Here is a 26,370-nt window from a genome sequence, read left to right as displayed (position 1 = left end):
CTCATTACGGTTTAGTACAGGGATTATCAAGTATTTCACACATAGTGATAACCCCTTTTGTCCATTGGTTTTCAAAATGTAATGGCACATTTAATAAGGTTATCCACAATACAAATAAACCAAATACCATGCTGATTGAGAAACCCAAGCTGAAAATATTTAATTGTGGTGCTGCTTTGGTCATAATACCAAAGGATAAGTTAACTAATAACATTGCAACCATCGATGCAATAGAAAAAGCCAACGCAGCATGGAACATAGTCGAGAACCATTCAGCTATTTTATAATAGTCTACCGCTAACAAGCCATTTTCAGAAATAGGTAAGGTTTCAAAGCTTCTAATAATCATCTCTATCATTAACAGGTGCCCATCTATTCCTAAGAATAGTAAAGTCACCAACAACACATAAAATTGACCAACAACCGGCGAAGTCTGTCCACTCATAGGGTCAGCCATAGAAGCAAAACCTAAGCTGGTTTGCATTGCAATAATTTGCCCTGCAACCACAAAAGTTTGCACCACAAAAACAGAGATTGTGCCCATTGCGATGCCAATTAAGAGTTGTTGTAACACGACAATAAAGCTGGTCATGGAGAAGAGTTCAATGTAGTCGGGCGCAGGAGGGAGAGAAGGTAAGGCTAATAAAGTAATGCTAAGCGCATAAAAAAGGCGGATCCGTGTCGGCGTTGTGTTAGAGCCAACAGCTACCATCACCATTAGCATGGCAGCGATACGGCAAAATGCCCATAAATAACTGGCGATAAAATCAAGAATGATATCCGCCGAAAAAACCATTATCCCACCACTTCCGGAATTTGATTAATCATGGCGATAAAAAACTCCATCAACTTACCAAACCCCCAATGTGCACCATAGGCTAAGGCAACTAAGGTCATAATTAAACGCGGTAAAAAACTCAAGGTTTGTTCATTAATTGATGTTGCCGCTTGAAACACAGCAACCACCAAACCCACCAATAAACTTGGCACGATAACCGCAGATACGAGGATCAAAACCAGCCATAAGGCTTGTCTAAATATGTTTACAAAAACTTCCGGTTCCATAAGTATCCTTACAACCCGAAACTATTAGCTAAACTACCCATCACTAGATTCCAGCCATCCACTAATACAAATAACATTAGCTTAAAGGGTAATGAAATAATCATCGGTGATAACATCATCATCCCCATGGCCATTAAGATACTAGCAACCACCAAGTCAATAATTAAAAAAGGAATAAACAGCATAAAGCCGATTTGGAAAGCGGTTTTTAATTCACTGGTGACAAAAGCCGGGATCAGCACAGTGATCGGAACTTCCTCAGGGCTATCAACTTCTACATTAGCAATTTCTAAAAATGTTTCTAAATCCTTCAGCCGCGTTTGTGACAACATAAATTGCATCATAGGCTTTTTCCCTTGTTCAAGGGCTTGCACTATTGTCATCTCTTCATTTAAGTAAGGTTGTATTGCACTTTCATTCACACGGTCGAAAACTGGCGCCATAATAAAAAACGTCATAAATAAAGCGATACCATTCACCACTTGATTCGAAGGCGTTTGTTGTAAGCCAAGCGCTTGACGAAGAATCGACATTACAATCACAATACGAGTGAAAGAGGTCATTAAAATCAACATTGCAGGCAAGAAGCTAAGCGCAGTCATAAACGCAAGTACTTGCAAGGTTACACTGTACTCTTGGTCACCTGCAGCACTCGTTGTCACAGTGACTGCCGACAATGCACCAGGCTCTGCCATTACCTGTGGAGCAAACAAAAATAGACCTGAGCATAATAATATCAGCAGTTTATTCATTATTCTTTTTTCCTGCTTTAGATAATACACTGGCAAAAGCTGTCGCAAATGATGGCACGCTTTGAGTTTCAACCTGTTGCTCGACACTCGGTGTATCTATTTGATCTAATAAGTTGATTGATTGCTCACTCACTCCTAATAAATACTGCTTACCGTAGACTTCAATAATTTGCACACGGCTTTTATTAGTTAGCGGTTGAGTTGCAATGACTTTAATTGGGTTTTTACTGCCACCTTGGCGAATAAAATTGCTTTTTTTCATTAAATAAGCAAACAAAAAAATACAAGCAAGCACCAGTATTAAAGAGCCAAGCATAGTGCCTATCGCTAATTCTGGGCGTTTACTAGTCTCTTCTAAAGCAACAACAGGCAAGCTAATTACTGTTAACAAAACTGTTTGAATTAACTGCTTCATTTTAGTTTTTTGATACGTTCAGTTTGACTAATGACATCGGTTAAGCGGATACCAAACTTGTCATTAACAACAACAACTTCACCGTGTGCTATCAAAGTACCATTAACTAATACATCTAGTGGTTCACCAGCAACACGCTCTAATTCAACTACTGAACCTTGGTTAAGCTGTAATAGGTTACGGATATTAATTTTACTTCGGCCTACTTCCATTGAAATAGTCACAGGAATATCTAAGATGCTATCTAAACGAGCCAATTCTTCTTTACTCATTGGCGCAGCAGTATCTTTCAACTCGTCCAAATCAATATTTGTAGCGCCTGAATCTGCATCTCCAGACTCTTCTAATGCCGCAGCCCATTCATCTGCCATATCTTGTTCTGTGCTCATGCTTTATATCCTATCGATTAATTACTTAGCTTAGCTTTACTTATTTTTACTTAACTATATTTATGTTTATTTAGCTTAACTGTATTTAAGCTAACTGGACTTAGGTTTTTTCTCTTTTAAGTCTTGCAATTGAATTTGTGTTTTTTGCACTTCAGGGCGCGCAATTTTTTGAGTTATTTTTAATGCATAATTATCATTGCTTTGCCCTAATGTTGCCCTATAAGTCGGTAAACCTTCCACCGACACTAATAAACTTTCGGGTAAATCCACGGGAATAATATCGCCTGCTTTCCAATGCATCATATCTCGCAATGAAACTTGCTTCTCTACTAAGCGCGCACCTAAATCAACTTCAACATCCATAATTTCATCTTGAAGCGCCTGAGACCAACGTTGGTCAGTATCTTCTTTGTCACTTTGCACACCCGCATCTAATAATTCACGGATTGGCTCTAACATCGAGTAAGGCATCGCAATATGAAAATCACCGCCGCCGCCATCTAATTCGATATGAAAAGAGTTAACCACAATCACTTCAGTCGGACTAACTATATTTGCCATTGCAGGATTTACTTCTGAATCTAAATATTCAAATTCAGCATCCATCACCGGTAACCACGCCTCATGATAATCTTCAAAAATTATTTTTAATAACATTTGAATAATACGGCGCTCTGTTGGCGTAAACTCACGCCCTTCAATTTTTGCGTGATAACGCCCATCACCACCAAAAAAGTTCTCAACTAAAATAAAAACTAGTCGCGCCTCCATGGTGATCAACCCAGTTCCCTTTAAAGGTCTAAAGCGAACCATATTAAGGCTAGTAGGAACAAATAGGGTGTGAACATACTCTCCAAATTTAAGCATTTGCACACCATTGATTGAAACCTCAGCGGTATGGCGTAACATATTAAATAAACTGATCCTTAGATGACGAGCGAAACGCTCATTAACCAATTCCAAGGTTGGCATTCGACCACGAACAATACGGTCTTGTGAAGAAAAGTCGAAATGGGCATGAGAGTTGCTTTCATCCATCGCATCATTTTCAATCACTTCCTCATCAACGTCATCCACACCATGCAATAGTGCATCAATTTCGTCTTGAGATAATAAATCCATGCTTAGCCCTTATCTATTACTGTAAAACAAAACCGGTAAATAGTACCGTATGGATAAGTGCACTTTGCTCAACCATAGTGGTTGCGGCATTTAATTCTTCAAGCGCTTTTTGGCGTAATTCACTTTTGCCTGCAGGGCTACGTAATTGTTCAATCGTTGCTGAACCAAAAACACTCACTAATGTACTTTCTAATAATGGAATGTGTTTACGAATAATGGCTTCACTGCTTTTAGTGTTAACCATTAATTGCACTTTAATTTGCACTGTGCGATCGCGCTTACCTTCTAATACATTGAACACAAAAGGCCGTGGCATTGGCACGTAGTTAGCCCCTTTTTCTGTGGTTTCAGTCGTTGCTTCAGCCGCTGTTTCATCGCTTGCCGCATCATCCCCAGAGAGCATAAAAAAAGCACCACCGCCACCAGCGGCAAGCAAAACCACAACAGCAACAATGATGATAATTAATTTTTTCTTACTTTTAGGTGCTGCATTTTCACCGTCTATTGATGCATCATTTCCTTCAGCCATTGCCTGTCATTCCTCTCGATGTATTTATTCTCAATTTTTCAAGAATACGTGTTTTGTACAAAAATAATAAGTTGATTTTAATGGTTCTTTCTCAGTAAGCCAGTAACTATTGCTTTGTTTAAGCATAAAAATCAATTCCTTGATCTGTAGACGCTACTTTTGATGGCATCCATACCGCTGTTTGCTCTTCTTCGACCATTCCGTTGTTATGAGTCTGCCTACCTGACATAGCATTCATACCGTTATTTTGTTGTTGCTGACCTTGTTGTTGAGATTGTTGCTGGACGTTTGCTTCACCCAATTGAATTCCTTGCTGTGCAAGTTGTTCTCTTAACCGTGGCATATTTTGTTCAATAATATCTTTACTTAAGCCAGCTTGAGTTTGAATATTCAATTGTAATTGATCTTGTTGAATATTAACTTTAATAAACATTGAACCTAACTCAGCAGGGTCTAAACGAATTTGAACCTCTTGCTTACCTTGAGAGATCATCATCATCACTCGTTCGCCCATCATTGCCGCGGCATGTTTTGATTGAATGTCTAAAGGTTGTTGTAATAGATTGTTCGTTGCTTGCTGCTGTTGATTACCCGCCATTAATTTATCCAATTGCGCTAAACTAGTTTGATTGGGTCTAGCGCCGTTAACATCTGTAACAGCTTGTGCTGCAGCGGTGCTTTCATGCCTAATAGGAGATCCTGCACTATCATCTTGTTCTGACGTTTTAAGTGTCTGCAATGCCGCCTCGATACTCGCAGGATCAGTTTCGCTCTCTGGAGTTGTGCCTGAAACATTTGTGGCAATCGGCTGAGATTGGTTGCTTGCCGCCATCGGTTTTAATGAACTGCTTTGATCATTTTTTTCATTATTGCTGCCATCGCCTCCAGTATTTAAGGCTGAGTTACTAGTATTTGCAGCTTTAGTAGTAATTTTTTGTTGTTCGATATTGTTGTCTATAGATTCTTTATTAATCGTTGAATTGACAGCAGTATTTGTTGTCGCATTTACATTAACAACATCTACTGGAATGTCTTCTGTGAGCTGTGCATTTGTAGAATTAATGGTCTCTATAGTAACAGGATCTTGTTCATCAACACTTTGCCCTAGACTATCAGCAACCTTTAAGGCTTGGCTGTTATTAGCCGCAGTTAATGGTTCAACAACACTTTCAGCCCCTATAGTTTCAAGCATTGAGGTTGCAGGTGTAGTTATTGATTTGTTTTGCTGTGTATTATCCTTAGTCAAAGCTGAGATAATAGGATCAACCTTTTCTGTATTACTATCCGTACTATTTGCTGATAGGGAATTTGCAGGTAGAGGGTTTGCACTTAGCGTATTGTCCGAAAGGCTAGAGCCTTCGGTACTCGCTAATTGACTAGCAATATTTACTTCAGCAGTCGTACTCTTTGTCCCATTACTCGTTACAACATTATTATTTACGACATTGCTACCATTGTTAGAATTGCTAATGTTTAGTTCATTATTACCTTGTGCTCCAGTAACAACTTGTTCGCCTGCCACGAAATCTGCTGTGTTTACACCTGCATTATTAATCATGTTTTGTTGTGGAGTATTTTGGGCTGTCATTACATTAGCAGCCAAAGCGGCTACTTCTGCGATATCCTCACTAGTAAGCATATCACTCGCATCGGTAGATTCTATTTTTGGATTGATATCGGTAGTATTTAACGTTGCTTCACTTCCATCGAGATACATTAGTTGATTATTAATGTCGAATTCAGCGGCACTTTCTCCAGTGACTTCATTATTACTGACATTAACCTTTGTATTGACTTGCTGCGCAGACTGAATAGCCAATAACAGTTGTTGATTTTGTGTATTGTTAATTTCCTGATCAGCATCCGTTTGGGCATCGGAATCACCAGAAGCCGTCATTTTTTCGCTATTATTTTGCTGTCCAGTCAACGCAGAATAATTGATATTTGCAGAATTCGCTAAACTAGGTTGTTGTAAACTTGCAGCATCCATTGAAGGTGACAATATTTTTTGCCCTAGCTCCTGTTGTATTTCGCTAGTTGTTACTTTTATCGCATCCCCTGCATTGTTTTTTTGCAACAAACCAAGCATCTGCTTTGTTTCAGCGGTATTAGAAGTAATATTACTATCAATAGCGACAGACTTATTAGTCGTCACGTTAGTCTTAATGTCTCCACTAGGTGCTTTATTGTGGTTTGCTGAATCGCTAATAGCGCTATTTTTAGCCTTTACGTCTGTAGACTCAGAAGCACCATTGAGGCTATTCATTTCTGATTTATTAGCCGCCTTCTGAATCGTATTATTTTGTTCTTTAGTATTTATTTTGTTATTTGCTTTAGTATCTGTTGCTACATTATCTTGTTTGATATTTTCTTTTAATACTTTAGAAAAACTATTTTGTTCTTCCGTAAGCTTAGATTTTGAAAAATTATTCGCAGCCGAATCTATTTTATCGCTCTCTTTATGCGCCTTCAGATCATTGTTTTTTGCGCTTACAGCGCCATTTAATAAGGATTGCATCATAAAAGTATTCTCTATTTCACTTACGGTGGATTTTAGCGGCACCTATCACAAGGTTAACGTCACTCGTTGCCGCTTTTATCGAAATTTGACCATTACTTTAATAAAGCAATTAATAGACCAAAAAAGTAGATTATTAAGTAAAAACTTAATTTGTATCTTGTTCCGCTTGTTTCTTTCGAAAAAACTGAAAAGTGGCAAATTCATCCAATAATTGTTGTTCTTTTTTATCGGCTAGTTTTATTTTTTCACGTGCTTTTTTTTCTAACAATAAACCCATTGCTTTATGCGCAATCTGTTTATCTGTCCACTGACGTTTTTTTTCGCGTACGGCATATTCAAACTTAACTAATGAAGACTGTTGATTAGTTAACCCTTGATCTATTTGTACAATGAACTGTTGGTATTTAGCTAAGGTTGAAATAGTCAGGCCTTGCGAGCCTTTTTCACTTAATTGAGCAGTATATTGACGTCTATATTGATGTAGATTTTGCAGTTGGTTACGTTGTTCAAATAATGCTTTTTGAGCCTGTTGGTAAGCTTGTAAAGCTTGCTCAACTTGCTTTTCTCTTTGTTCATAAACAAGCTGTAATGCATCAACGGCCATGATTTTTCCCTATTAACTTTTAACAAACTCCTGCGTCAATACTGCAAGCTGTGTCAAACAATCGTTATAACTAATACTGTCTTTCATACCCTGTTGCAAGAAGTGATCCAACCTTGGCCTGATCAAGATCGCTTTATCGATTCGAGGATCACTGCCACGCGCATAAGCACCAATCGTAATTAACTCTCTATTTTCTTCGTATAAGGAATAAGCCTGTTTTAGCACCCTCGCTAAGGTTTGATGCTCATCGGAGGTTACCATTGGCATAACTCGACTAATTGATTTACCCACATCAATAGCAGGAAAATGCCCAGAGTCTGCTAATGAACGCGATAATACGATATGGCCATCCAAGATAGCGCGAGAAGCATCGGCAATAGGATCCTGAAGATCGTCGCCCTCTGTTAATACGGTAAAGAACGCACTAATAGAGCCTTGGTTTTCATTACCGTTCCCAGCACGCTCTACTAAGGCCGGTAGCTTTGCAAAAACAGAAGGCGGGTAACCTTTAGTAGCAGGCGGCTCACCAATCGCCAGTGCAATTTCACGCTGTGCCTGTGCAAAACGAGTTAATGAGTCCATTAATAATAAAACATTCAAACCTTGGTCGCGAAAATATTCAGCAATGGTAAGCGAAGTCTCGCAGCCTTTTAAACGCATCAATGGTGATGCATCGGCTGGGGCTGCAATCACAACCGCACGAGCACGCCCCTCTTCCCCTAAAATTTCTTCAATAAACTCTTTTACTTCTCGACCACGTTCACCAATCAATCCTACTACCACCACATCGGCATTAGTACCTCGGGTCATCATGCCCAATAAAACACTTTTACCCACACCGGACCCCGCGAACAAACCCATTCGTTGTCCTTGGCCGACGGTTAATAATGCATTAATTGCTTTGATGCCGGTATCAAGAGGTTGTTTAATCGCTTTACGAGAAAGGGGGTTAATACGTGTGTTGTTATAACCACTCATGGTATTGGTTTTTACTTCTCCTTTACCATCAATCGGGTTTCCCATGCCATCTAAAACACGCCCGAGTAATTCCATTCCTACCGGAATACCAACTTCTTTTGTTTGAGGAATGACTTTAGCGCCAGGTAATACACCAGTTAAACGTTCGCTGGGCATTAAAAATAATCGATCGTTTGAGAAACCTACAACTTCGGCATCAATATAACCGTCATTCGTTTCTACTTTACACATACTCCCCACGGCAGCACTACACCCAACCGCTTCTAAGGTAAGACCAACAACACGCACCAGCTTTCCAGCCACCACGGGATGAGTAACTGACTCGCCTACTTGATATTGAGTGATGCGTTGCGATAATGTTTTCATGGTTAATTAAGCGTCTTATTATTAGTATTGGCATTTTCAATATTTGTCTCAGTTTCACTTGAGCTTTTATCTGTACCAGTGGCAGCTGCAAGATCGTTCTGTTGATCGTTAATGGCGTTAGTATCATTAATATCCGTCGGTTCAGTCGAGGATTCGGCTTCTGCTAATAAATCTTGTTCTGTTTTCATTTCATAATCTAAAGGCTGATCATGACTAATATCACCGTCGTTACTTACTTCAGGGGTATTTTCATAATTCTCTTTTAAGAAGTGTTTTAGTACTTGTTCGATACGTGTCGAAAAAGCATAATCAATACTGGAAGTTTGCGTGTGTATTTGGCAATCACCTCTTAACAAGGTAGGTTCTGAACGTAAATCCCAGCCACGCTTTTGACACTCGGATTCAGAGAATGCAGTTTCTACGAATACAAGATCTTCAGGATTCAGCGAAATCACAATAGTTTGTTCATTAACCGGTAGTGCTTCAACACCTTGCTTTAAGGCTTGTAGAATAACTTGAGGATTAACACTAACTTCACAGCGCGCCATTTGTTCAGCTAAATTAGTTGCCAATTTAATTAATTGAAATTCGACATTATCATCTAATTTTTCAAGTGGTTGGTGTAAGCGAGAAACTAACTGTTCCCAATGTAGTGCTTGTGCATCAACTTTTGCTTTTCCTTCGCTTAAGCCTTGTTCAATACCTTGCGCTAAACCTTGTTCGTGTCCTTCCGCTAAACCTTGTAATTTCCCTTCCTCTAGACCTTTTGCCATTCCAGCTTCTTTACCCTCATTGAAGCCATCCTCATAGGCCGAAGCTCGAATGGATTCTATATCTTCTAAAGTAAGTGGTTTAGGTTCGTCTTTGACTGGAGTGGGTTCTTCTTCTTGCTGGCTACGGTACCAATTTGCAGGTCGACCAAATAGGTCAATTTCATCTTCTTGCAGGGTTTCCTCGGCTTCAAAATCTGGCAAGATCCACTCTTGAAAATCTTTATCACTTTCAATGCTCATGCATTTACCTTACTTAATAATTAACGAGTTACCCGATGATACGACTAAAAAATGCAACTAGCTTATATTTGTAAACCATATCACAGCTCTAAATTAACGGGCTATATAACTAAGCTACATAATTCGTCTGTATAACCAGTCTATATAACTTAAATATATAAGTTAACAATATAATAGGGCTATTTAATTAAAGTTAGATGATTGTATTTACTTACCTAAAAGGGTAACCGATTAGGTAAGTAATAAACATTGGCGACTAGGGGGTATTAGTGAATGCTCAATTATAAGAACTCTTCACCGCCACCACCGCCTAGCATTAACTCGCCAGCATCAGATAAACGGCGTGCGATTGATAGGATCTCTTTCTGTGCACCTTCAACTTCACTAATACGGATTGGTCCCATTGCTTCCAGATCATCTGCTAGCATTTCAGCGGCACGTTTAGACATATTAGCCAATATTTTGTCTTTAAGTTGTTCTTCTGCACCTTTAAGTGCCAATTGTAATTGTTCTGGTGGTACTTCGCGCAGTAGCGTTTGAATACCGCGGTCATCAACATCAATAAGATTATCAAATACAAACATAAGATCCTGAATTTGTTGACTCATGTCTTCGTCTGATTCACGTAAAGAATCCATTAATGGGCCTTCAATAGCAGTTTCTAAGTAGTTCATGATATCAGCGGCAGCTTTAGTCCCACCCATTTTCGCAGCTTGAGCGCCCGCTTGTCCGGCAAACTGTTTCTCCATGATCTCATTCAACTCTTGTAATGCAGCAGGTTGCACTTCTTCTAAATCAGCAATACGCATCATTAAATCTAAACGAATTTTCTCAGGGAATTGAGTTAATATTTGAGCGGATTGCTCCGGATCTAAATAAGACAAAACAATGGTTTGGATCTGCGGATGCTCATTTTGAATAATGCTCGCTACTTGTCGAGCATCCATCCATTTAAGTGAGTCTAGACCTTTAGAACCACTGCCTAGAATAATTTGGTCGACTAGATTACCGGCTTTATCGGCACCAAGGGCTTCGATTAATGAGTTACGCACAAAGTCTTCACTGTCTAAACCGATATTACTGTATTGTTGAATATCTTCAATAAAAGCACGATGAACACCACTTACTTTAGCCTGTGAAGAATCTTCTAAGGAAGCCATTTGCATCCCCAGTTTCTGCACTTGTTTAGGTTCAAGGTTTCGAAATATTTGCGCAGCATCAGCTGGTGTTAAACTAAGCATTAAGATTGCTGATTTTTCAGCACCCGTTAACGTCGATACGTCATACTCAGCCACTTGCGTTGATTTTTCTTTTTTATCGTTATCACTCATCTTCTAATAACCACTCTCTAATTACTTGCGCTGACAACCCAGGCTCATTCGCCACCAAGGCTCTCACTGCTTTTAATAAATCTTCATGTTTATGTAAATCAGGTAATTTTATTTGCCCGCTGTTATTTAATCCAAAATCAGGAGTGTCATTATGATCATCAGATAATAATTGTAGATTGTCGTTATCGATTGAACCAATCGCACCACCTAATTCGTAATCTTCTTCAGTCTCAGTAGGCTCTGGGTACAATAATTTTTTCATGATTGGACGCACAATCAACAACAGGGTCAAAATAATGACAAGTAAACTACCGCCAAAGCGAACGTAACCTTGGAAGGTTTCAGTTTCCCAAAAGTCTTCTTCAATTATAGGCTCAACATCAGGGCGATTAAAGCTAACAGAAGCCAGCGCCAAAATATCGCCACGTGCATCATTGATCCCTAAGCCACCTAACAATAACTGACGAATATTTTCTACTTCTTCGGGAGTTCTTGGCGTATAAACAGCTTCACCAGCATCATTTACTGATTTAGTGTAATCCAAGGCGACCGATACCGCTAGGCGATCGACTTTACCTACTTTGTGTTTAGTATGAGTGATGGTTGTATCAACTTCATAATTTCGAGTTGATTCAGTTCTTGATGAGCCATCATTCGTATTAGCCTCTTCATTAGCTTCGGTTAATTCTTCAGGTATCGCACCATTCGCCGGTGGTTGGTTTGATAGCGCGCCAGGGACAGACCCTAACAAAGAAGAAGATGATGATTTATCTTCAATCAACATTTCGCTACGAACAGCTTGATTAGAAGGGTTAAACGTTTTTTTAGTTTCTTCAACAACGGTAAAGTCCATCACTAAATCAACTTCTGATGCATAGTTAGCAATCCCTAGTACCGGAATTAAAATCGCATCAATTTTAGATTTATATTCTTCTTCTCGTTCACGCTGCATACCAAATTCTTTACTGGTTTGTGCAGAAGCCCCAGAAGTACTACCTGAATGCAATAAGCGACCTCGTTGGTCAGTAACGGTAACATTGTTTGGTGATAGGCCTTGAACGGCTGAAGCCACTAAATCGACAATAGAATCAACTTCTTGGCCTGATAATGCATAAGATCGAGAAGTGGTAATAACCACAGTTGCACTAGCTTGACGCTCTTTACGAGCAAATACACTTTCTTTGGGAATTGCTAATAATACTTGTGCGTTAGTAATATTTTTCATTTCTTTAATCGCGAGAGCAAGTTGGCGTTCACGACTTAGCTTTAATCTTTCTTTTTCAACACGTTGGCTTACACCAAACCCCATGTCTTGCAATAAAATATCGTCGCCATTTTCTGTATTATCATTAACTAAACCTGCACGTGTCATTAGCAGTTTTATTTTCTGATATTGATCAGACATGACGGAAACATTATTACCTTCTAATTTATAAGGAAGTTTCTGCTGATCTAAAAAGTCTAACGTGCTGATTAACTCGTCAGTTTGATAGGTGCCTAAAGGACGATAATCGGCTTCTTTGCCCCATGACCAAATGATCACTACAATTGCGAGGACAATCAACAAACCGATGATCATACTAATTTGACGCAATACATCCACATTAGAGAAAAACGAAGAAATCGCCCCTTTTTGTGGTACTGCTGGTATGTCATTATTACCATTACCTTCTAGCAACAAATTAGCATTACTTGCTGAATTAGACACAGTGCTTCCTTTTTAACTATTATATTTATGCAGTGAGGCGATTAAACAGGCATGCTCATAACTTCTTTATAAGCTTCAACCATTTTGTTACGCACTTGCACGGTCGCATCAAATGCTAAACCAGATTTATTCGATGCGATCATAACATCAGCTAAGCTGACATCTTTATCACCCATTTCAAAGCTATTACGTAAATCTGATGTATTTTGTTGCAAGCCATTTACATTTTCAATTGCTTGTTTAAGCATTGCAGAAAAATCAGCAGGCGCTGGATTAGTTGCTTTTGTACTTAATTCGTTACTTAACCCTTTTGCTTCTAAGCCTTGAGTTTGTAACTCTTTAAACATTGATGCTGCATTAATATTCATTGTAAATAGCCTTTTTTTGACACAGATAATAGTAAAAAGCAATAACTATGCCAGTTGATTATATGATGGGGAATTTACCTATTGAGTATCTATGCCGGTTACTTAATTGAACTGTTTAATTCGATAGCTTAAATTTGGCATACAAAAAGACTTCATGTTGCAATTATAATTAAGCAGTTTGATGAAGGCGCTTGTTAAGGTGGTGTAATGTTGAGAATCTAGGCGTTATAAAAAAGGCATTAACAGGTATTAATGCCTTTATAAAATATAACGAAAAATAAAGGCTTAAGGCAGTCTCGGTATCAACAGTTAATCAGTTTTATTATCTTTTAACTTCTGTATTTCTTGGTCCAGTTGCTGCTCCGCATCTTGAGCTTTAAATTCCTGGTAAAGAGTATCTTTTTGCTCTGCGTTTAGCGGTAGCTTAGAAGCACTCACCAAATCTTCAAAAATAGTTTTGGTTGACGCTTGCCCAATTGCCACTAATACACATAAATTATCTTTCTCAGCAATCTTCACAATATCTGTTTTTAATGCGCTGGTACCGGATAAGTTTTGTTCGGTCACTTGTTTAGAAACGCTTGAGAAAGTAACTCCTGACTCAATTCCAGTGGCTACGTCTACTTTGTCACTATAGGCTTTGTCCATTGCACTAACACGAGTGTCAATACGTTGTGCTAATGAAGCACGAGCATTCGCCATCGCCTGTTGCTTATCAATCGACATGTTACCAGACCATAGGACACATTCAGAAACGGCAATGCCATCTTCTGTTTGAGGATTTAATATCCAGCTAGGTATTTCACCGATTGCCGTTTCTTGTGTTGGGTTGTTATTCGAACAAGCAGTTAACAGAAGCAGTGCAGGTAAACTTAATAAATGGATTTTTTTAAACATAATCATTCCTTAATCAACGGTAAAATACGTTATTAGATGCCATAGTTTAGATTGAATAATCAAAAGTTAATATAAAAAAAATCCCCACTTTAAATAATAAAGTAGGGATTTCAATTTTAATTAACGCATTATCTTAAATATTAACAATACTCAGAGGTTAATAATCAGCTGTAATTAATCTTTAAACTCAGGGTAAGCTTCAACACCACAATCGTGTAAATCCATACCTGCATCTTCTTGCTCAGCAGTAACGCGAATACCCATTGTAACTTTGATGATAGACCAAACGATCCATGAAGAAACAAACACAAATCCAAAGATAACCGCTGCGCCGTATAATTGAGACATAAATGATGCACCGTCATTCGACATTGGTACAACTAATAGACCGAATAAACCACATACACCATGTACCGATAATGCACCTACTGGATCATCAATTTTCAATTTATCAAAAGTAATAATACTGTAAACAACGATAATACCTGCAATAGCACCAATCACGACTGCAAATAGTGGTGATGGAGATAGTGGGTCAGCAGTAATCGCAACTAAACCAGCTAATGCACCATTTAGAATCATTGTTAAATCTGCTTTACCCCATTTAAACTTGCTCACTAATAGTGCTGCAATAGCACCTGTAGCAGCTGCGGCATTTGTATTTAAAAAGATAAGGCCTACTGCAGATGCGTTTTCTGCATCAGAGATTAATAGTTGTGAACCACCGTTAAAACCAAACCAACCCATCCATAGAATAAACGTACCTAATGTAGCAAGTGGCATGTTAGAACCTGGGATTGGGTGAATACTACCATTCTTACCGTATTTACCACGACGGGCACCTAGCAATATTACTGCTGCTAATGCTGCGGCTGCACCGGCCATGTGAACGATACCTGAACCAGCGAAGTCACTGAAACCAGCTTCGCTTAGGAAACCGCCACCCCAAGTCCAAAAACCTTCAATTGGGTAGATAAAACCAGTTAAAAACACGGTAAAAATAAGGAATGCCCATAATTTCATACGTTCAGCAACAGCACCCGATACGATAGACATTGCAGTTGCAACGAATACTACTTGGAAGAAGAAGTCAGATTCTAAAGAGTGATCAGCACCTTCTGCCTGAGTACCAATTAATGAACCAAATGAAGGTAACCAACCGCCTGCAGTATTGTCTACATACATGATGTTGTAACCAACAAGTAAAAACATCGTACAAGCAATCGCATATAACACGATATTTTTAGTTAAAATTTCAGTGGTATTTTTAGAACGAACTAAACCCGCCTCTAACATGGCAAAACCTGCTGCCATCCACATAACAAGAACACCCGAAATTAAAAAATAAAAGGTGTCTAACGCAAATCGTAGTTCTGTAACTGTCGTTTCCATAATGGTAATCCTTAACTTAATGAATTTGGTTTAAAGTGCTTCTTCGTCTAATTCGCCAGTACGAATACGAACAACTTGCTCTAACGGTTGAATGAATATTTTACCGTCACCTACTTTCCCTGTATTTGCAGCGCCAACGATAGCTTCAACTAAACGCTCAATATCATCATCTTTCACTGCAATTTCTAATTTTACTTTTGGTAAAAAATCTACTTGGTATTCAGCGCCACGATACAATTCAGTATGTCCTTTTTGACGACCAAAACCTTTAACTTCAGAAACAGTAACACCAGCAATGCCGATACCCATTACGGCTTCACGCACTTCATCTAATTTAAATGGTTTAATAATTGCGGTTAACATTTTCATCATATATTCCTTTAATGTGTATTTAACGTTTGCATATATGATTCTATTTACAACTAACGTGCCAAAATATATTTACCTTAAATAACAACACGTTAATTACATCAATAATTTTAAGCTGCTCATTTCGCACCAACTCGGTGCATTTAATATTCTTTCTCTGCACTAATATGAAACACTGGGATTTTATTTATAAATATTTGTATCGAACTTAATTAATATTTTTTTGACTAAGCTTCTTACCCTTATGTTTTGCTTAACTGCACTCTTACTAATTTAAGAGGATTGCAGTGAAAAAATGTACAATAAGGATAGATAAACCTTATTAAACTCATTAATAAGGTTTAATGGTGAACAGGCACGGAGCCAGAATAATTACTCAACAAATCATCTTAGCCCCTTAGCAAATAACGCTTCATCTGCTATAGTGCGTAACAATTTTTCGACTTAACAACCTTGAAGGTATGTAACATGAAAAAAGTAAGCCTGCTGCTTATCACTTTCTTATTTAGCATTAATGTATTCTCCGCTCCTATGATCATTCCTAAAGCACCGTCTATTGCTGCTAAAGGGTACTTATTAATAGATTTCAATTCAGGAAAGGTACTTTCTGAAAACAACAGTGAAGAATTACTAGAGCCAGCATCTTTAACTAAAATGATGACCAGTTACATCATTGGACAGGAACTTAAATCAGGTAATTTAAATCTTGATGACAAAGTAACTATTTCTGAAAATGCATGGTCAAAAAACTTTCCAGATTCTTCAAAAATGTTTATCGAAGTAGGTAAAGAAGTCACTGTAGAAGATTTGAATCGCGGTATCATTATTCAATCAGGTAATGATGCTTGTGTAGCAATGGCTGAGCACATTGCTGGCAGTGAAGGCGCATTTGCAGATTTAATGAATTCATGGGCATTACAACTAGGCATGAACAATACTCACTTTGTTAATAGCCACGGTTTACATGCGGACGGCCACCATACTACCGCTCGCGACATGGCGATCCTTGCTAAAGCATTGATTACAGATGTACCAACGGAATACCGAATTTATAGTGAAAAATCATTTAAGTTTAACGGTATTGTTCAATATAACCGTAACGGTCTATTGTGGGATAAAAGCTTAAACGTAGACGGCATAAAAACAGGTCACACTAGTGCAGCAGGTTACAGCTTAGTTTCTTCAGCAACTAAAGATGGCATGCGTTTAATCAGTGTTGTAATGGGTGCTCGTTCAGATGAAGGTCGTAAAGTAGAAAGTAAAAAACTACTTAACTGGGGCTTTCGCTTCTTTGAAACAATTACTCCTTACAAAGCAAACGATCAATTAGCTAGTGAACGTATTTGGATGGGTCAACAAGCAAACATTCGTTTAGGTGTTGCAGTTGATACACCACTAACACTTCCACGTAACCAATCACAGAATTTAAAAGCAGACTTTGTAATTGATAGTGAACTACGCGCTCCTATTCAAAAAGGTGACAAAGTGGGCCAAGTGAATTACACCTTGGAAGATGAGGCCATCGCAACTTATGATCTAATTGCTTTAGAGACTGTTGAAGAAGGTGGTATTTTCAGCCGTATCATCGATTATATTAAATTATTATTTATTGGTTGGTTTGGTTAAAAAGATCCCCATATAAGCTATATTACCTATATAACATTAATAGGATCTTTATCAGTGAGGCTTGTCCTCACTTTTAACTTTCAATCAATCTCTCAATCAGGAGTTAGTCATGGCATTGAATACTAAATTTGATGAATTATTAGAGTTTCCATGTAGTTTGTCATTTAAGGTGATGGGTATGGCTCATCCTCAATTGGTTCCAGAAGTGATCAGTGTTATCCAACAAATAGCACCAGGTGACTATTCTCCGACCATAAAACCCAGCTCTAAAGGCAACTATCATTCTTTAGCAGTACCAGTGATTGTTACTAGCAAAGAACATATAGAAGAAATTTATAGTGAATTGAACAAGCTTGAACTTGTTCGCTTTATTTTATAAGCCAGTCTATTTATAAGCCAAGCTCATGACATTAATACAAGATAAATTAATTATTCGCTACCTAGGGGTTCAACCCTATCAGCAAACCTGGCAAGCAATGAGTGATTTCACCGAGCAGCGAGATCAAGAAACGATTGATGAAATCTGGTTGGTTGAACATACGCCTGTTTTCACACAAGGGTTAGCTGGAAAAGCAGAACATTTATTAACACAGACAGATATTCCTGTTGTTAAAAGTGACCGAGGTGGGCAGATAACACACCATGCTCCGGGACAATTAATCGCTTATTTATTAATTAATATACGCCGCAAAGATTTTAATGTGCGTAGCTTAGTTACGATTATTGAACAAGCCATTATAGATCTACTTGCTGATCATAATATCACTGCAGTAGCTAAACCCGATGCACCAGGTGTTTATGTTGATGGTAAAAAAATTGCATCATTAGGATTAAAGATTCGTAAAGGCTGTTCGTTTCATGGCCTTGCCTTGAATGTCGACATGGATCTCACTCCCTTTTTACAAATTAACCCCTGTGGTTATGCTGGATTAGAAATGACCCAGTGTCGCGATTTAGGATTAACCTCATCCGTCGCTGAATTATCGCCGTTATTGATTGAGAAATTAAATCAGAATTTAAAATACACACAGATAGAGAGCTTTATTAATGAACACTAAGCCAAGCCAATTAACCGCGGGCAACAAACTGCGTGATGCAGATAAAATGTCTCATATACCTATCAAAGTTATTCCATCGGACAAAGGCACTATCTTAAAAAAACCTGCTTGGATGAAAATCAAGCTGGCTGCAGATAATACTCGCGTCAATGAAATTAAAGCAGCACTGCGTAAAAACAAATTACACTCTGTTTGTGAAGAAGCCTCATGCCCGAACTTAAATGAGTGCTTTAACCACGGTACAGCGACCTTCATGATTCTAGGTGATATTTGTACTCGTCGCTGTCCTTTCTGTGATGTCGGCCATGGAAAACCACTGGCTGTTGATAAAGATGAACCAAAGAAATTAGCTGAAACAATCAAAGATATGAAGCTAAAATATGTGGTAATCACCTCCGTTGACCGTGATGACTTAAGAGATGGTGGTGCACAACATTTTGCTGATTGTATTCGTGAAATTCGCTTGCTTAACCCAGCGATAAAAATTGAAATTTTAGTACCAGACTTTAAAGGTCGTATGGATAAAGCACTGGCTTGTTTTGAAGAAGATGTGCCTGATGTATTTAACCACAACCTAGAAACGGCACCGCATTTGTACAAGCAAGTTCGTCCAGGCGCAGACTACAAATGGTCTCTTCAGTTATTACAAAAATTCAAAGAGCAGCACCCAACTGTACCGACTAAATCAGGTGTAATGATGGGATTAGGCGAAACCAATGAGCAAATTGAAACGGTAATTAAAGATTTAGCCGCTCATGGGGTGACTATGCTGACCTTAGGCCAATACTTACAACCTAGCTTACAACATCTTGCTGTGGAGCGTTACGTGCCACCAGCAGAGTTTGATGCACTAGGTGAAATGGCAAAATCAGTAGGGTTTGAACACGCAGCTTGTGGACCTTTAGTTCGTTCTTCATACCATGCGGATCTACAAGCATCGGGTAAAGAAGTTAAGTAACAGAGACTAAGCATTGCACTGTTATGATTTAGTAATGTGGTAATGTGGCAATGTTGCTATGGTCTGTTTTGGCGTTGCAGTATTGTTATCAATGACGCTTAACTACTATTAATGAGCAACGATGATCTGTTGTTAAGAAGCCTGCTTTTAAAGCAGGCTTTTTTGTTTAACTGGCAAAATCGACACTCTCCTTAGTAATATTTATACGATTAAAAAAATAATTTTCTTCATGAAATCAATATAATCAACCTATAAAAAAACCTCTGCTAGAGAGGTTTTTATTAACAATCATTTTATCGCTAATCCACTAAAAGTCAGACCCTTTTGATCATGAATCAAACCCATAAAACCCTGGGAACACCACAATCGAAGCTAGTACTAACAATTGTAAGAGAATAAAGGGAATAACTCCTTTATAGATGTCCATGGTTTTGACTTCGGGTGGTGCCACACCTTTTAAGTAAAATAAGCTAAAACCAAAGGGGGGCGTTAGGAATGAAGTTTGTAGGTTCATTGCAATTAAAATAGCAAACCATGTTAAATCTATACCCATCATTTCAGCAATTGGATACAACATTGGTACTACAATAAAAGATATTTCAACAAAATCGATGAAGAAGCCCAATACCAAAATAACCAACATTGAAATGATCAGGAAACCCCATTTATCACCTGGTAGACTAAACATGATCTCTTCAATAATTTCTTCCCCACCTGTGTAAGAAAAGACCATTGAAAAGGCTGTTGCACCAATGAAAATAGCAAATACCATCGCCGTGACTTTTACCGTCTCAATTGAAGACTCCCACAACACCTTCCAAGAACATTGACGATACAAAATAGCGAGCAGAATAGCACCACCGCCACCAATAGCAGAAGACTCAGTTGGTGTTGCAATACCATAAAATATTGAACCTAATACCGAAAAAATTAACGCTAAAGGAGGAGCAATGGCTTTAAAAGCAGTCCAACAAGGTTTCATTCCATGCCCTGCAAACTCTGACTCAGGAAGCGCAGGGGCAGACTCTGGTTTGAAGAAAGCGTAAATCAGTACATAAAGAATAAACGCCCCAACCAATACTGCGCCGGGTAACACCGCAGATCTAAACAGATCACCAACCGGTACTCCCATCACATCACCAAGAATGATTAAGATGATAGATGGTGGAATAATTTGCCCTAACGTACCAGAGGCACAAATAACACCTGTCGCAAGTTTTTTGTCATAGTTATACTTGAGCATAACAGGTAAGGAGATAACTCCCATCGCCACTACAGAAGCACCTACAACACCTGTTGAAGCAGCTAACAAACAACCTACTAAAATAGTTGAAACAGCAACACCACCACGTATGCGGCCAAATAGTTGCCCCATTGCCTCTAGTAATTGTTCAGCTAATTTCGTTTTTTGTAATACGTTACCCATAAAAATAAACATGGGAACAGCCATCATAATCGAGTTTTCCATAATGCTCATGATGCGATAAGGCATAAAAGCAAATAACTCAAAACCCTCAGCAAAAACACCAAAGATTAATGCCACACCTGCAAATACAAATGCAACGGGGAAACCAGTTAGTAGTAGCAATAAAGCCACACCAAACATAATAATGCCAATCATAAAAAGTCCCTTTTAAATATCTTTCTCAACAATACAGCGCAGATTTTTTACCAACATACCTAATGCGCTAAATACAAGCGCGAGAGTAGAAAGAGGGATCATTGCTTTAATTAACCAGCGATGTGATAAACCACCTGGGTCGCCACTGGTTTCATTCAAATGATAAGACTCCAGAGCAAAATCGTAGCTGTACCAAATAACCAGAGCACAAAAAGGCAGTAAGAACAGCACACAACCTATGCTGTTAATCCAAGCTCTGTTTTTAAGGCTGAGTTTTTCATAAAGAATATCAACACGAACGTGCCCTTCTTCTTTTAGTGTGTAAGCAATACCTAATAGGAACATAGAAGCAAAGATATGCCACTCTAATTCTTGTAAACCAATGGAGCTATATTTAAAAAAATAACGAGCCACAACATCATAAAAAACGTTGGCCAACAGTAATAGCATTAATGTTGCAGAAATTTTACCAATATAATCTGAGAAGCGATCAAAGACTTTTTGCAAACCTTCCATTTAAGATAATTCCTTCTAAGTAAACAGATAGGTGAAAAAAAGGCTACATAAAGTAGCCTTAATGAGGAGTGTAACGGTTATTCTTTGGTACTCTTAATGTAACCGTACTCAGAGATATCAGTCCACACACGCACTAATTTTAGATAATCCTGCTGTGATTTAATGATTTTAGCAGCCATTTCATCGCCACTTGCTTTTTCAGCAAGGATCTCATCATTGGCATTTTTAATCGCACTTAATACCGCAGGTGGGAAAGTTTTAACTTGAATGTTAGGGAATTCAGAAGTCATTTTTTCCCAGTTTTCAGCGCTTAAAGCGTATGATTGAACATACATATCATAAGCTGCTTTACGCATTGCAACTTCTAAGATTGCTTGTAAGTCTGCAGGTAATGAAGCCATTTTCTTTTTATTGATAATAAACATCAACTCAGTTGCTGGCTCATGCCACCCCATGTAATAAAACGGTGCAATTTTATGGAAACCCATACGTAAATCAAGTGATGGACCTACCCACTCTAACGCATCAATAGTATTACGCTCTAATGATGTATATAACTCACCAGGTGGTATATTAACTGGAGTCGCGCCTAATTTAGCCAGTACTTCACCCGCAAAACCAGGAATACGCATTTTTAAGTTTTGTAGATCGTCGAGGCTATTAATTTCTTTACGGAACCAACCTCCCATTTGCACCCCTGTATTACCGCCAGGGAAAGCCATTAGATTATGATCGCCATAAACTTGATCCATTAACTCTTGGCCACCACCGTATTGGAACCAAGCATGTTGCTCCATCGCAGTCATACCAAAGGGCATAGTAGTGAAATATAGTGTGTTTGGCACTTTACCTTTATAGTAATAACTTGCTGAGTGGCCCATGTCATATTGACCACTTTTAACCATATCAAAAACACCAAATGCTGATTTATGCTTATTAGCAGAGTCAACGCGAATTTTTAAACGGCCATTGGACATTTCTTCAGCCATTTTCACCATATTTTTAACTGAATCGCCAAAAACAGGGAAATTAGGTCCCCAGGATTCAGCAAGTTTCAATCGATATACTTTATCTGCTGCAAAAGCATTAGCACTTGTCACCATGACAACAGCCGCGATTAAGGTACTTTTATAAAAAGTCTTCAGCATTATTAACTCCATGTAAGGTTAGAATTGAAATTATTGCTTATTCAGCAATCCAATAAAAATATGTAAATTTATTAAGCTTCATTAAACTAAATGTTACCTATTTGTTAACAGGGTGCCATTGCACTAAAAAATATGAATCTCTTTAATTAACAATTTGTTGCTCATATCACACGAGGATCTATTTTTTGCTCATTAAAGAGGGATCGCGCAATAAAAAAGAAGCTATTACGTTAGAAAAAGAACAAAGATAATGTATTAGAGTAAGGAATGAGGTTGAAATTAAAATAAAGACGTAAGGAGACAATATTGAGGCAGTGCATTATTTTAACTGGTTAAATGAATCAGACACTTAGCAATAGTATATACCCATCCCACTTCAAGATGCAGATGCTAGCTTCTGAAAGTTGTCATTAATTCGACTCGATAAGGAGCCTCCTATTTCAGGGAGCTTATTTTCGAAAAAATCATCGATTTGTTCTCGAAACTCTTTGGCTGTAGAGAAATATTTATTATTTCTCACATGTTCGTTCATGACTTTCCAAAGCCGTTCTATTGGATTTAAATTAGGACTATAGGGAGGTAAATAGTGCAGCTGAATATTAAGCTCTTTTGCTTTGTTTTTAACTATATTTGAACGATGATAAGCGGCACCATCTAGTACTAGATGAATGCTGAGTTCAGGCGAATGCTGTGCTCTCAATTCCTCTAAGAAAAAATTAATATATTCACCGTTCACTTTGTCATAACGTTTAACAATAGCGGAACCAATTTGGTTCAGATTTATTGCGCCAATAATGTTTAGTCGCGTTCGGCTTCCTGTGGTTTCAATACTTTTATCATGGCCTGTTTTTATCCAGCCGCATGCTACTTTAGTAGCTTGAGTTGGATGCATCGCATCCATGAATAAAATAGGCTCCTTACCTACGTTTGCTTTAAGGTGATTGTAATACTCAATAAATTCAGCTTGTTTTGCTTCATCAAATTTATGAGGGACACCTTTAGGGTATTTATAACTAAATTTATGTTGATGTAACCATTTATTCAATCCAGAAATACTGAATGAGATACCCCAGCTTTCAAAAATGTAATCAATGATTTGATAAGAATATCGGTAAGTATTTTGTGATAAATGTAGTATTAAGGTTTCTGTTTGAGCAACGGATAAATAACCTGCAGAACCACCATTTTCAGGCTTTAGTTTGCCAGTCGCAAGATACTCATTAATATGTCGAGTAACGCTTGTGTCGTGGATAAGCAGCGCTTCTGCAATCTGACGAGTAGACCAACCATTTGAATAGTGAATAATTGCTTTAATGCGGTCACAAACTCGCTTGTCACGGGTAGAGTGATGCAACTGCATTAATTTATGTTTCTGGTCGGAAGTGAGGTTGATTTTTTGCATTGAGGTAGCATGATCCTCATTAGACAAAAAATCAAGCATCTTCATTGATCACGGGTATAAATGAAAGTGTAAGCAACTATGACTTATTGTGTTTCTTGGTTTAAGCCTAATTGCTTCTGTTTTATTTTAGTTAAACCCAATGACACTAATCGATACGACTCACCTAGGTAATAATGTAAATCTTGATCTTTTGCTGCATCACCATCATATAGCTGGATCCACTTCATACCTCGACTAGCGAAATAAGGAGCTGGTTTATAGCCATCAACTTCACTTAGAAATCCAAAATTCAATATTGATGTTTTAAAAGTGAAAGCCGGTATTTTATCTTTTCCCCAGCCGCCAATCGCAAAGACTTTTCCACCTACTTTCCAGACATGTGAGCCGCCCCACTGTTGAACATAAGTGGTAGCAGGTAACGAAGCACAAAATTGATTAAACTGTTTATAATTAATAATAAAATGCCTTATCGTTACTGGTTAATATTGATCGTCGCTGGTTAATATTGCTCTGTAATTTAAACGCACTCGATATCATTTTAATGCGATCTTGTCCTCGTATTTTTAATAAGATCTTACTCCGCACTATTAATAAACAACTAAAGCACCCAATAATAGAGCAGCAAGTAGCTAATCATCACATAAATGTACAACTAAATATTAAGTCCCTCTAGGTGCAAACATAATAATAGCCATTCCCGTTAATGCGACTGAAGCCCCCACCATATCCCAGACTGTTGGTTTCACTCCATCGACCGCCCATAACCAGACTATTGCGACAAAAATATAAACGCCACCATAAGCGGCATAGACACGCCCTGAAGCTGCTGGGTGCAAAGTAAGCAACCAAGCAAAAAGTGCAAGGCTACAAGCTGCAGGCAACAATAATAGAATACTTTTATCCTGTTTTAACCAAAGATAAGGCAAATAACAACCTACAATTTCAGCAATCGCAGTCAACACAAAAAGCGCAATTGTTTTTAATTCAAACATGGTATTCCTCAAAGTGTAGGGAAGGTGTAAAGAAAATACAGAAAAGAAAAAATTAAGCATCTTCACAATCAGATCAGTTAATTAAGCGCTCAACCATGCATATCATGATAAATTTAACTCGTATAAGATACAAAAAACTGTCATTTTCCGTTATAGGTAATAAAGTAAATGAGATTCACAGAAAGCAGTATATATCAGCAACTGCCTCCTAGCCCTTTGCAATCAATCAATCTCCCTTTCCTCACGGCTCACGGAGTAAGGCTCTCAATAAAACGAGATGATTTATTGCATTCAGAGATATCCGGCAACAAATGGAGAAAACTAAAATATAACCTATTGCACGCAGAAAAAAACCATCAGCAACATATACTTAGCTTCGGAGGGGCATTTTCTAACCATATTCATGCTCTGGCAGCAGCGGGTAAACACTTCAATGTAAAGACCACCGGCATCATTAGAGGCGAAGCGCACTATGCAGCTAACCCTACACTGTCACAAGCTCAGCAATGGGGCATGCAGCTACAATTTGTGGATAGAAAAACCTACCGTTTAAAAGAGCAGGCTGAATATTTACAAACAATACAATCACAATATAGCGATGCTTATATTATCCCTGAAGGTGGTAGTAACGATTTAGCCCTTCCCGGTGTAGAAGAGATATGCATAGAATTAGCGCAGCAATCTGAGCAACCTATAGATCATGTTTTTACCGCGACAGGCAGCGCCGGCACTTTGGCAGGTTTAATCAGCGGCACATTAAAATACTCTCCCGAAACACAAGTTCATGGCATTGCAGTACTTAAAAATGCACACTATTTAAGTAACACTGTCACCCACTTTGTACCTCAAGCAAACGCGTTAAATTGGCATTTACATACTGACTTTCATGAAGGAGGCTACGGCAAGATATCGTCATCCTTAGCGAATTTTTGCCATCAATTTACACAACAAACAACAATCCCGATAGAACCTATCTATACGGGGAAAATGTTTTATGCACTATGGCAATTAATTGAACAAGGTTTTTTTCCTGTTGGAACGCATATAGTGGCCGTTCATACCGGAGGGTTACAAGGACTAGCAGGGTTACAAGGACTAGCAGGGTTACAAGGACTAGCAGGGTTAAAAGCACAACAAAAATTTTAAACGTTGCTGTGCTTATTGATTCTCGGATCAGAAAAAGAGTCATCAACGTTATAAAAAAGCTGCCTGCTTGGTAACAATGCAAGC

General features: G+C 38.3%; 28 protein-coding genes. 5 read left to right on the top strand and 23 right to left on the bottom strand.

Going from position 1 to position 26,370, the window contains the following annotated elements; genetic code table 11:
- Positions 1-4: 4 nt before the first annotated feature.
- The 17 genes from fliR to MT391_RS01650 all read right to left on the bottom strand — a co-directional run bounded on the left by fliR (position 5) and on the right by MT391_RS01650 (position 15,819).
- Positions 5-796, bottom strand: a complete 792-nt coding sequence (gene fliR, locus MT391_RS01730; RefSeq protein WP_499496744.1) for a flagellar biosynthetic protein FliR — start codon at positions 794-796, stop codon at positions 5-7.
- Positions 796-1,065, bottom strand: coding sequence for a flagellar biosynthesis protein FliQ (gene fliQ / locus MT391_RS01725; protein WP_028867412.1), 270 nt, complete (start codon positions 1,063-1,065; stop codon positions 796-798). Before fliQ ends, fliR begins: the two co-directional genes overlap by 1 nt.
- A gap of 8 nt (positions 1,066-1,073) precedes the next feature.
- Positions 1,074-1,760 (bottom strand): flagellar type III secretion system pore protein FliP, encoded by a 687-nt coding sequence (gene fliP, locus MT391_RS01720; RefSeq protein ID WP_499496810.1) that lies wholly within the window; start codon positions 1,758-1,760, stop codon positions 1,074-1,076.
- Between the two features lie 49 nt (positions 1,761-1,809).
- Positions 1,810-2,232 carry a flagellar biosynthetic protein FliO gene (gene fliO / locus MT391_RS01715; RefSeq protein ID WP_499496743.1) on the bottom strand — a complete coding sequence of 141 codons (423 nt, stop codon included), beginning with the start codon at positions 2,230-2,232 and terminating at the stop codon, positions 1,810-1,812.
- On the bottom strand, positions 2,229-2,621 hold the full coding sequence (gene fliN, locus MT391_RS01710) for a flagellar motor switch protein FliN (RefSeq protein WP_166371913.1): 393 nt from the start codon (positions 2,619-2,621) through the stop codon (positions 2,229-2,231). The genes fliO and fliN overlap by 4 nt, the downstream gene beginning before the upstream one ends.
- A gap of 90 nt (positions 2,622-2,711) precedes the next feature.
- Positions 2,712-3,743, bottom strand: coding sequence for a flagellar motor switch protein FliM (fliM, locus tag MT391_RS01705; protein ID WP_499496742.1), 1,032 nt, complete (start codon positions 3,741-3,743; stop codon positions 2,712-2,714).
- Between the two features lie 16 nt (positions 3,744-3,759).
- A complete protein-coding gene (gene fliL / locus MT391_RS01700; RefSeq protein WP_166371915.1) occupies positions 3,760-4,272 on the bottom strand; it encodes a flagellar basal body-associated protein FliL in 513 nt (170 codons plus the stop codon).
- 118 nt (positions 4,273-4,390) lie between these two features.
- Complete coding sequence (locus tag MT391_RS01695; RefSeq protein WP_499496741.1) at positions 4,391-6,793, bottom strand: flagellar hook-length control protein FliK; 2,403 nt, start codon at positions 6,791-6,793, stop codon at positions 4,391-4,393.
- Positions 6,794-6,938: 145 nt separating this feature from the next.
- Positions 6,939-7,397, bottom strand: coding sequence for a flagellar export protein FliJ (gene fliJ, locus MT391_RS01690; protein ID WP_499496740.1), 459 nt, complete (start codon positions 7,395-7,397; stop codon positions 6,939-6,941).
- Between the two features lie 12 nt (positions 7,398-7,409).
- On the bottom strand, positions 7,410-8,741 hold the full coding sequence (fliI, locus tag MT391_RS01685) for a flagellar protein export ATPase FliI (protein WP_166371918.1): 1,332 nt from the start codon (positions 8,739-8,741) through the stop codon (positions 7,410-7,412).
- A gap of 2 nt (positions 8,742-8,743) precedes the next feature.
- Positions 8,744-9,754, bottom strand: a complete 1,011-nt coding sequence (gene fliH / locus MT391_RS01680) for a flagellar assembly protein FliH (protein WP_499496739.1) — start codon at positions 9,752-9,754, stop codon at positions 8,744-8,746.
- A 281-nt stretch (positions 9,755-10,035) separates the two neighbouring features.
- Positions 10,036-11,085: a flagellar motor switch protein FliG gene (fliG, locus tag MT391_RS01675; RefSeq protein WP_499496738.1), complete on the bottom strand. Its 1,050-nt coding sequence runs from the start codon at positions 11,083-11,085 to the stop codon at positions 10,036-10,038.
- Positions 11,078-12,793 (bottom strand): flagellar basal-body MS-ring/collar protein FliF, encoded by a 1,716-nt coding sequence (fliF, locus tag MT391_RS01670; RefSeq protein WP_166371921.1) that lies wholly within the window; start codon positions 12,791-12,793, stop codon positions 11,078-11,080. The genes fliG and fliF overlap by 8 nt, the downstream gene beginning before the upstream one ends.
- A 41-nt stretch (positions 12,794-12,834) precedes the next feature.
- The gene (gene fliE, locus MT391_RS01665) at positions 12,835-13,161 is read right to left on the bottom strand and encodes a flagellar hook-basal body complex protein FliE (RefSeq protein ID WP_499496737.1); all 327 of its coding nucleotides are present in this window, start codon (positions 13,159-13,161) and stop codon (positions 12,835-12,837) included.
- Positions 13,162-13,470: 309 nt separating this feature from the next.
- Positions 13,471-14,058 carry an LPP20 family lipoprotein gene (locus MT391_RS01660; protein WP_499496736.1) on the bottom strand — a complete coding sequence of 196 codons (588 nt, stop codon included), beginning with the start codon at positions 14,056-14,058 and terminating at the stop codon, positions 13,471-13,473.
- 174 nt (positions 14,059-14,232) lie between these two features.
- Positions 14,233-15,450, bottom strand: a complete 1,218-nt coding sequence (locus MT391_RS01655; protein WP_166371923.1) for an ammonium transporter — start codon at positions 15,448-15,450, stop codon at positions 14,233-14,235.
- 30 nt (positions 15,451-15,480) lie between these two features.
- Entirely contained in the window at positions 15,481-15,819 is a 339-nt protein-coding gene (locus MT391_RS01650; RefSeq protein WP_028867398.1) for a P-II family nitrogen regulator, read from the bottom strand.
- Between the two features lie 468 nt (positions 15,820-16,287).
- Between MT391_RS01650 and MT391_RS01645 the strand changes: the two genes are divergently transcribed.
- The 4 genes from MT391_RS01645 (at position 16,288) to lipA (ending at position 19,461) form a co-directional block, all read left to right on the top strand.
- Positions 16,288-17,445, top strand: coding sequence for a D-alanyl-D-alanine carboxypeptidase family protein (locus MT391_RS01645; protein ID WP_299660043.1), 1,158 nt, complete (start codon positions 16,288-16,290; stop codon positions 17,443-17,445).
- A 109-nt stretch (positions 17,446-17,554) separates the two neighbouring features.
- Entirely contained in the window at positions 17,555-17,824 is a 270-nt protein-coding gene (ybeD, locus tag MT391_RS01640) for a DUF493 family protein YbeD (RefSeq protein WP_499439883.1), read from the top strand.
- 34 nt (positions 17,825-17,858) lie between these two features.
- A complete protein-coding gene (gene lipB / locus MT391_RS01635; RefSeq protein ID WP_028867395.1) occupies positions 17,859-18,503 on the top strand; it encodes a lipoyl(octanoyl) transferase LipB in 645 nt (214 codons plus the stop codon).
- Positions 18,493-19,461, top strand: a complete 969-nt coding sequence (gene lipA / locus MT391_RS01630) for a lipoyl synthase (RefSeq protein ID WP_499496735.1) — start codon at positions 18,493-18,495, stop codon at positions 19,459-19,461. The genes lipB and lipA overlap by 11 nt, the downstream gene beginning before the upstream one ends.
- A gap of 328 nt (positions 19,462-19,789) precedes the next feature.
- Here lipA and MT391_RS01625 read toward each other — a convergent pair whose 3' ends face one another.
- The 6 genes from MT391_RS01625 to MT391_RS01600 all read right to left on the bottom strand — a co-directional run bounded on the left by MT391_RS01625 (position 19,790) and on the right by MT391_RS01600 (position 25,140).
- Positions 19,790-21,082 (bottom strand): TRAP transporter large permease, encoded by a 1,293-nt coding sequence (locus tag MT391_RS01625; RefSeq protein WP_028867393.1) that lies wholly within the window; start codon positions 21,080-21,082, stop codon positions 19,790-19,792.
- Positions 21,083-21,094: 12 nt separating this feature from the next.
- Positions 21,095-21,598, bottom strand: a complete 504-nt coding sequence (locus tag MT391_RS01620) for a TRAP transporter small permease subunit (protein WP_299660037.1) — start codon at positions 21,596-21,598, stop codon at positions 21,095-21,097.
- Positions 21,599-21,675: 77 nt separating this feature from the next.
- Positions 21,676-22,746, bottom strand: coding sequence for a TRAP transporter substrate-binding protein (locus tag MT391_RS01615; RefSeq protein WP_037070790.1), 1,071 nt, complete (start codon positions 22,744-22,746; stop codon positions 21,676-21,678).
- Between the two features lie 376 nt (positions 22,747-23,122).
- Positions 23,123-24,148, bottom strand: a complete 1,026-nt coding sequence (locus MT391_RS01610; protein ID WP_499496734.1) for an IS630 family transposase — start codon at positions 24,146-24,148, stop codon at positions 23,123-23,125.
- An 83-nt stretch (positions 24,149-24,231) separates the two neighbouring features.
- On the bottom strand, positions 24,232-24,603 hold the full coding sequence (locus tag MT391_RS01605) for an MmcQ/YjbR family DNA-binding protein (protein WP_499496809.1): 372 nt from the start codon (positions 24,601-24,603) through the stop codon (positions 24,232-24,234).
- 204 nt (positions 24,604-24,807) lie between these two features.
- Positions 24,808-25,140, bottom strand: a complete 333-nt coding sequence (locus MT391_RS01600) for a YnfA family protein (protein WP_499496733.1) — start codon at positions 25,138-25,140, stop codon at positions 24,808-24,810.
- 168 nt (positions 25,141-25,308) lie between these two features.
- On the opposite strand from MT391_RS01600, the gene MT391_RS01595 reads away from it, so the two are divergent.
- Positions 25,309-26,286 (top strand): 1-aminocyclopropane-1-carboxylate deaminase/D-cysteine desulfhydrase, encoded by a 978-nt coding sequence (locus MT391_RS01595; protein WP_499496732.1) that lies wholly within the window; start codon positions 25,309-25,311, stop codon positions 26,284-26,286.
- Positions 26,287-26,370: the final 84 nt, after the last annotated feature.

This window comes from Vibrio sp. 1-Bac 57, assembly GCF_037546855.1.
In the GTDB taxonomy this organism is placed as follows: Bacteria; Pseudomonadota; Gammaproteobacteria; order Enterobacterales; family Psychromonadaceae; genus Psychromonas.
The sequence above is the reverse complement of the archived record's forward strand: the minus strand, read 5'-3'. Positions and strand labels throughout refer to the sequence as shown.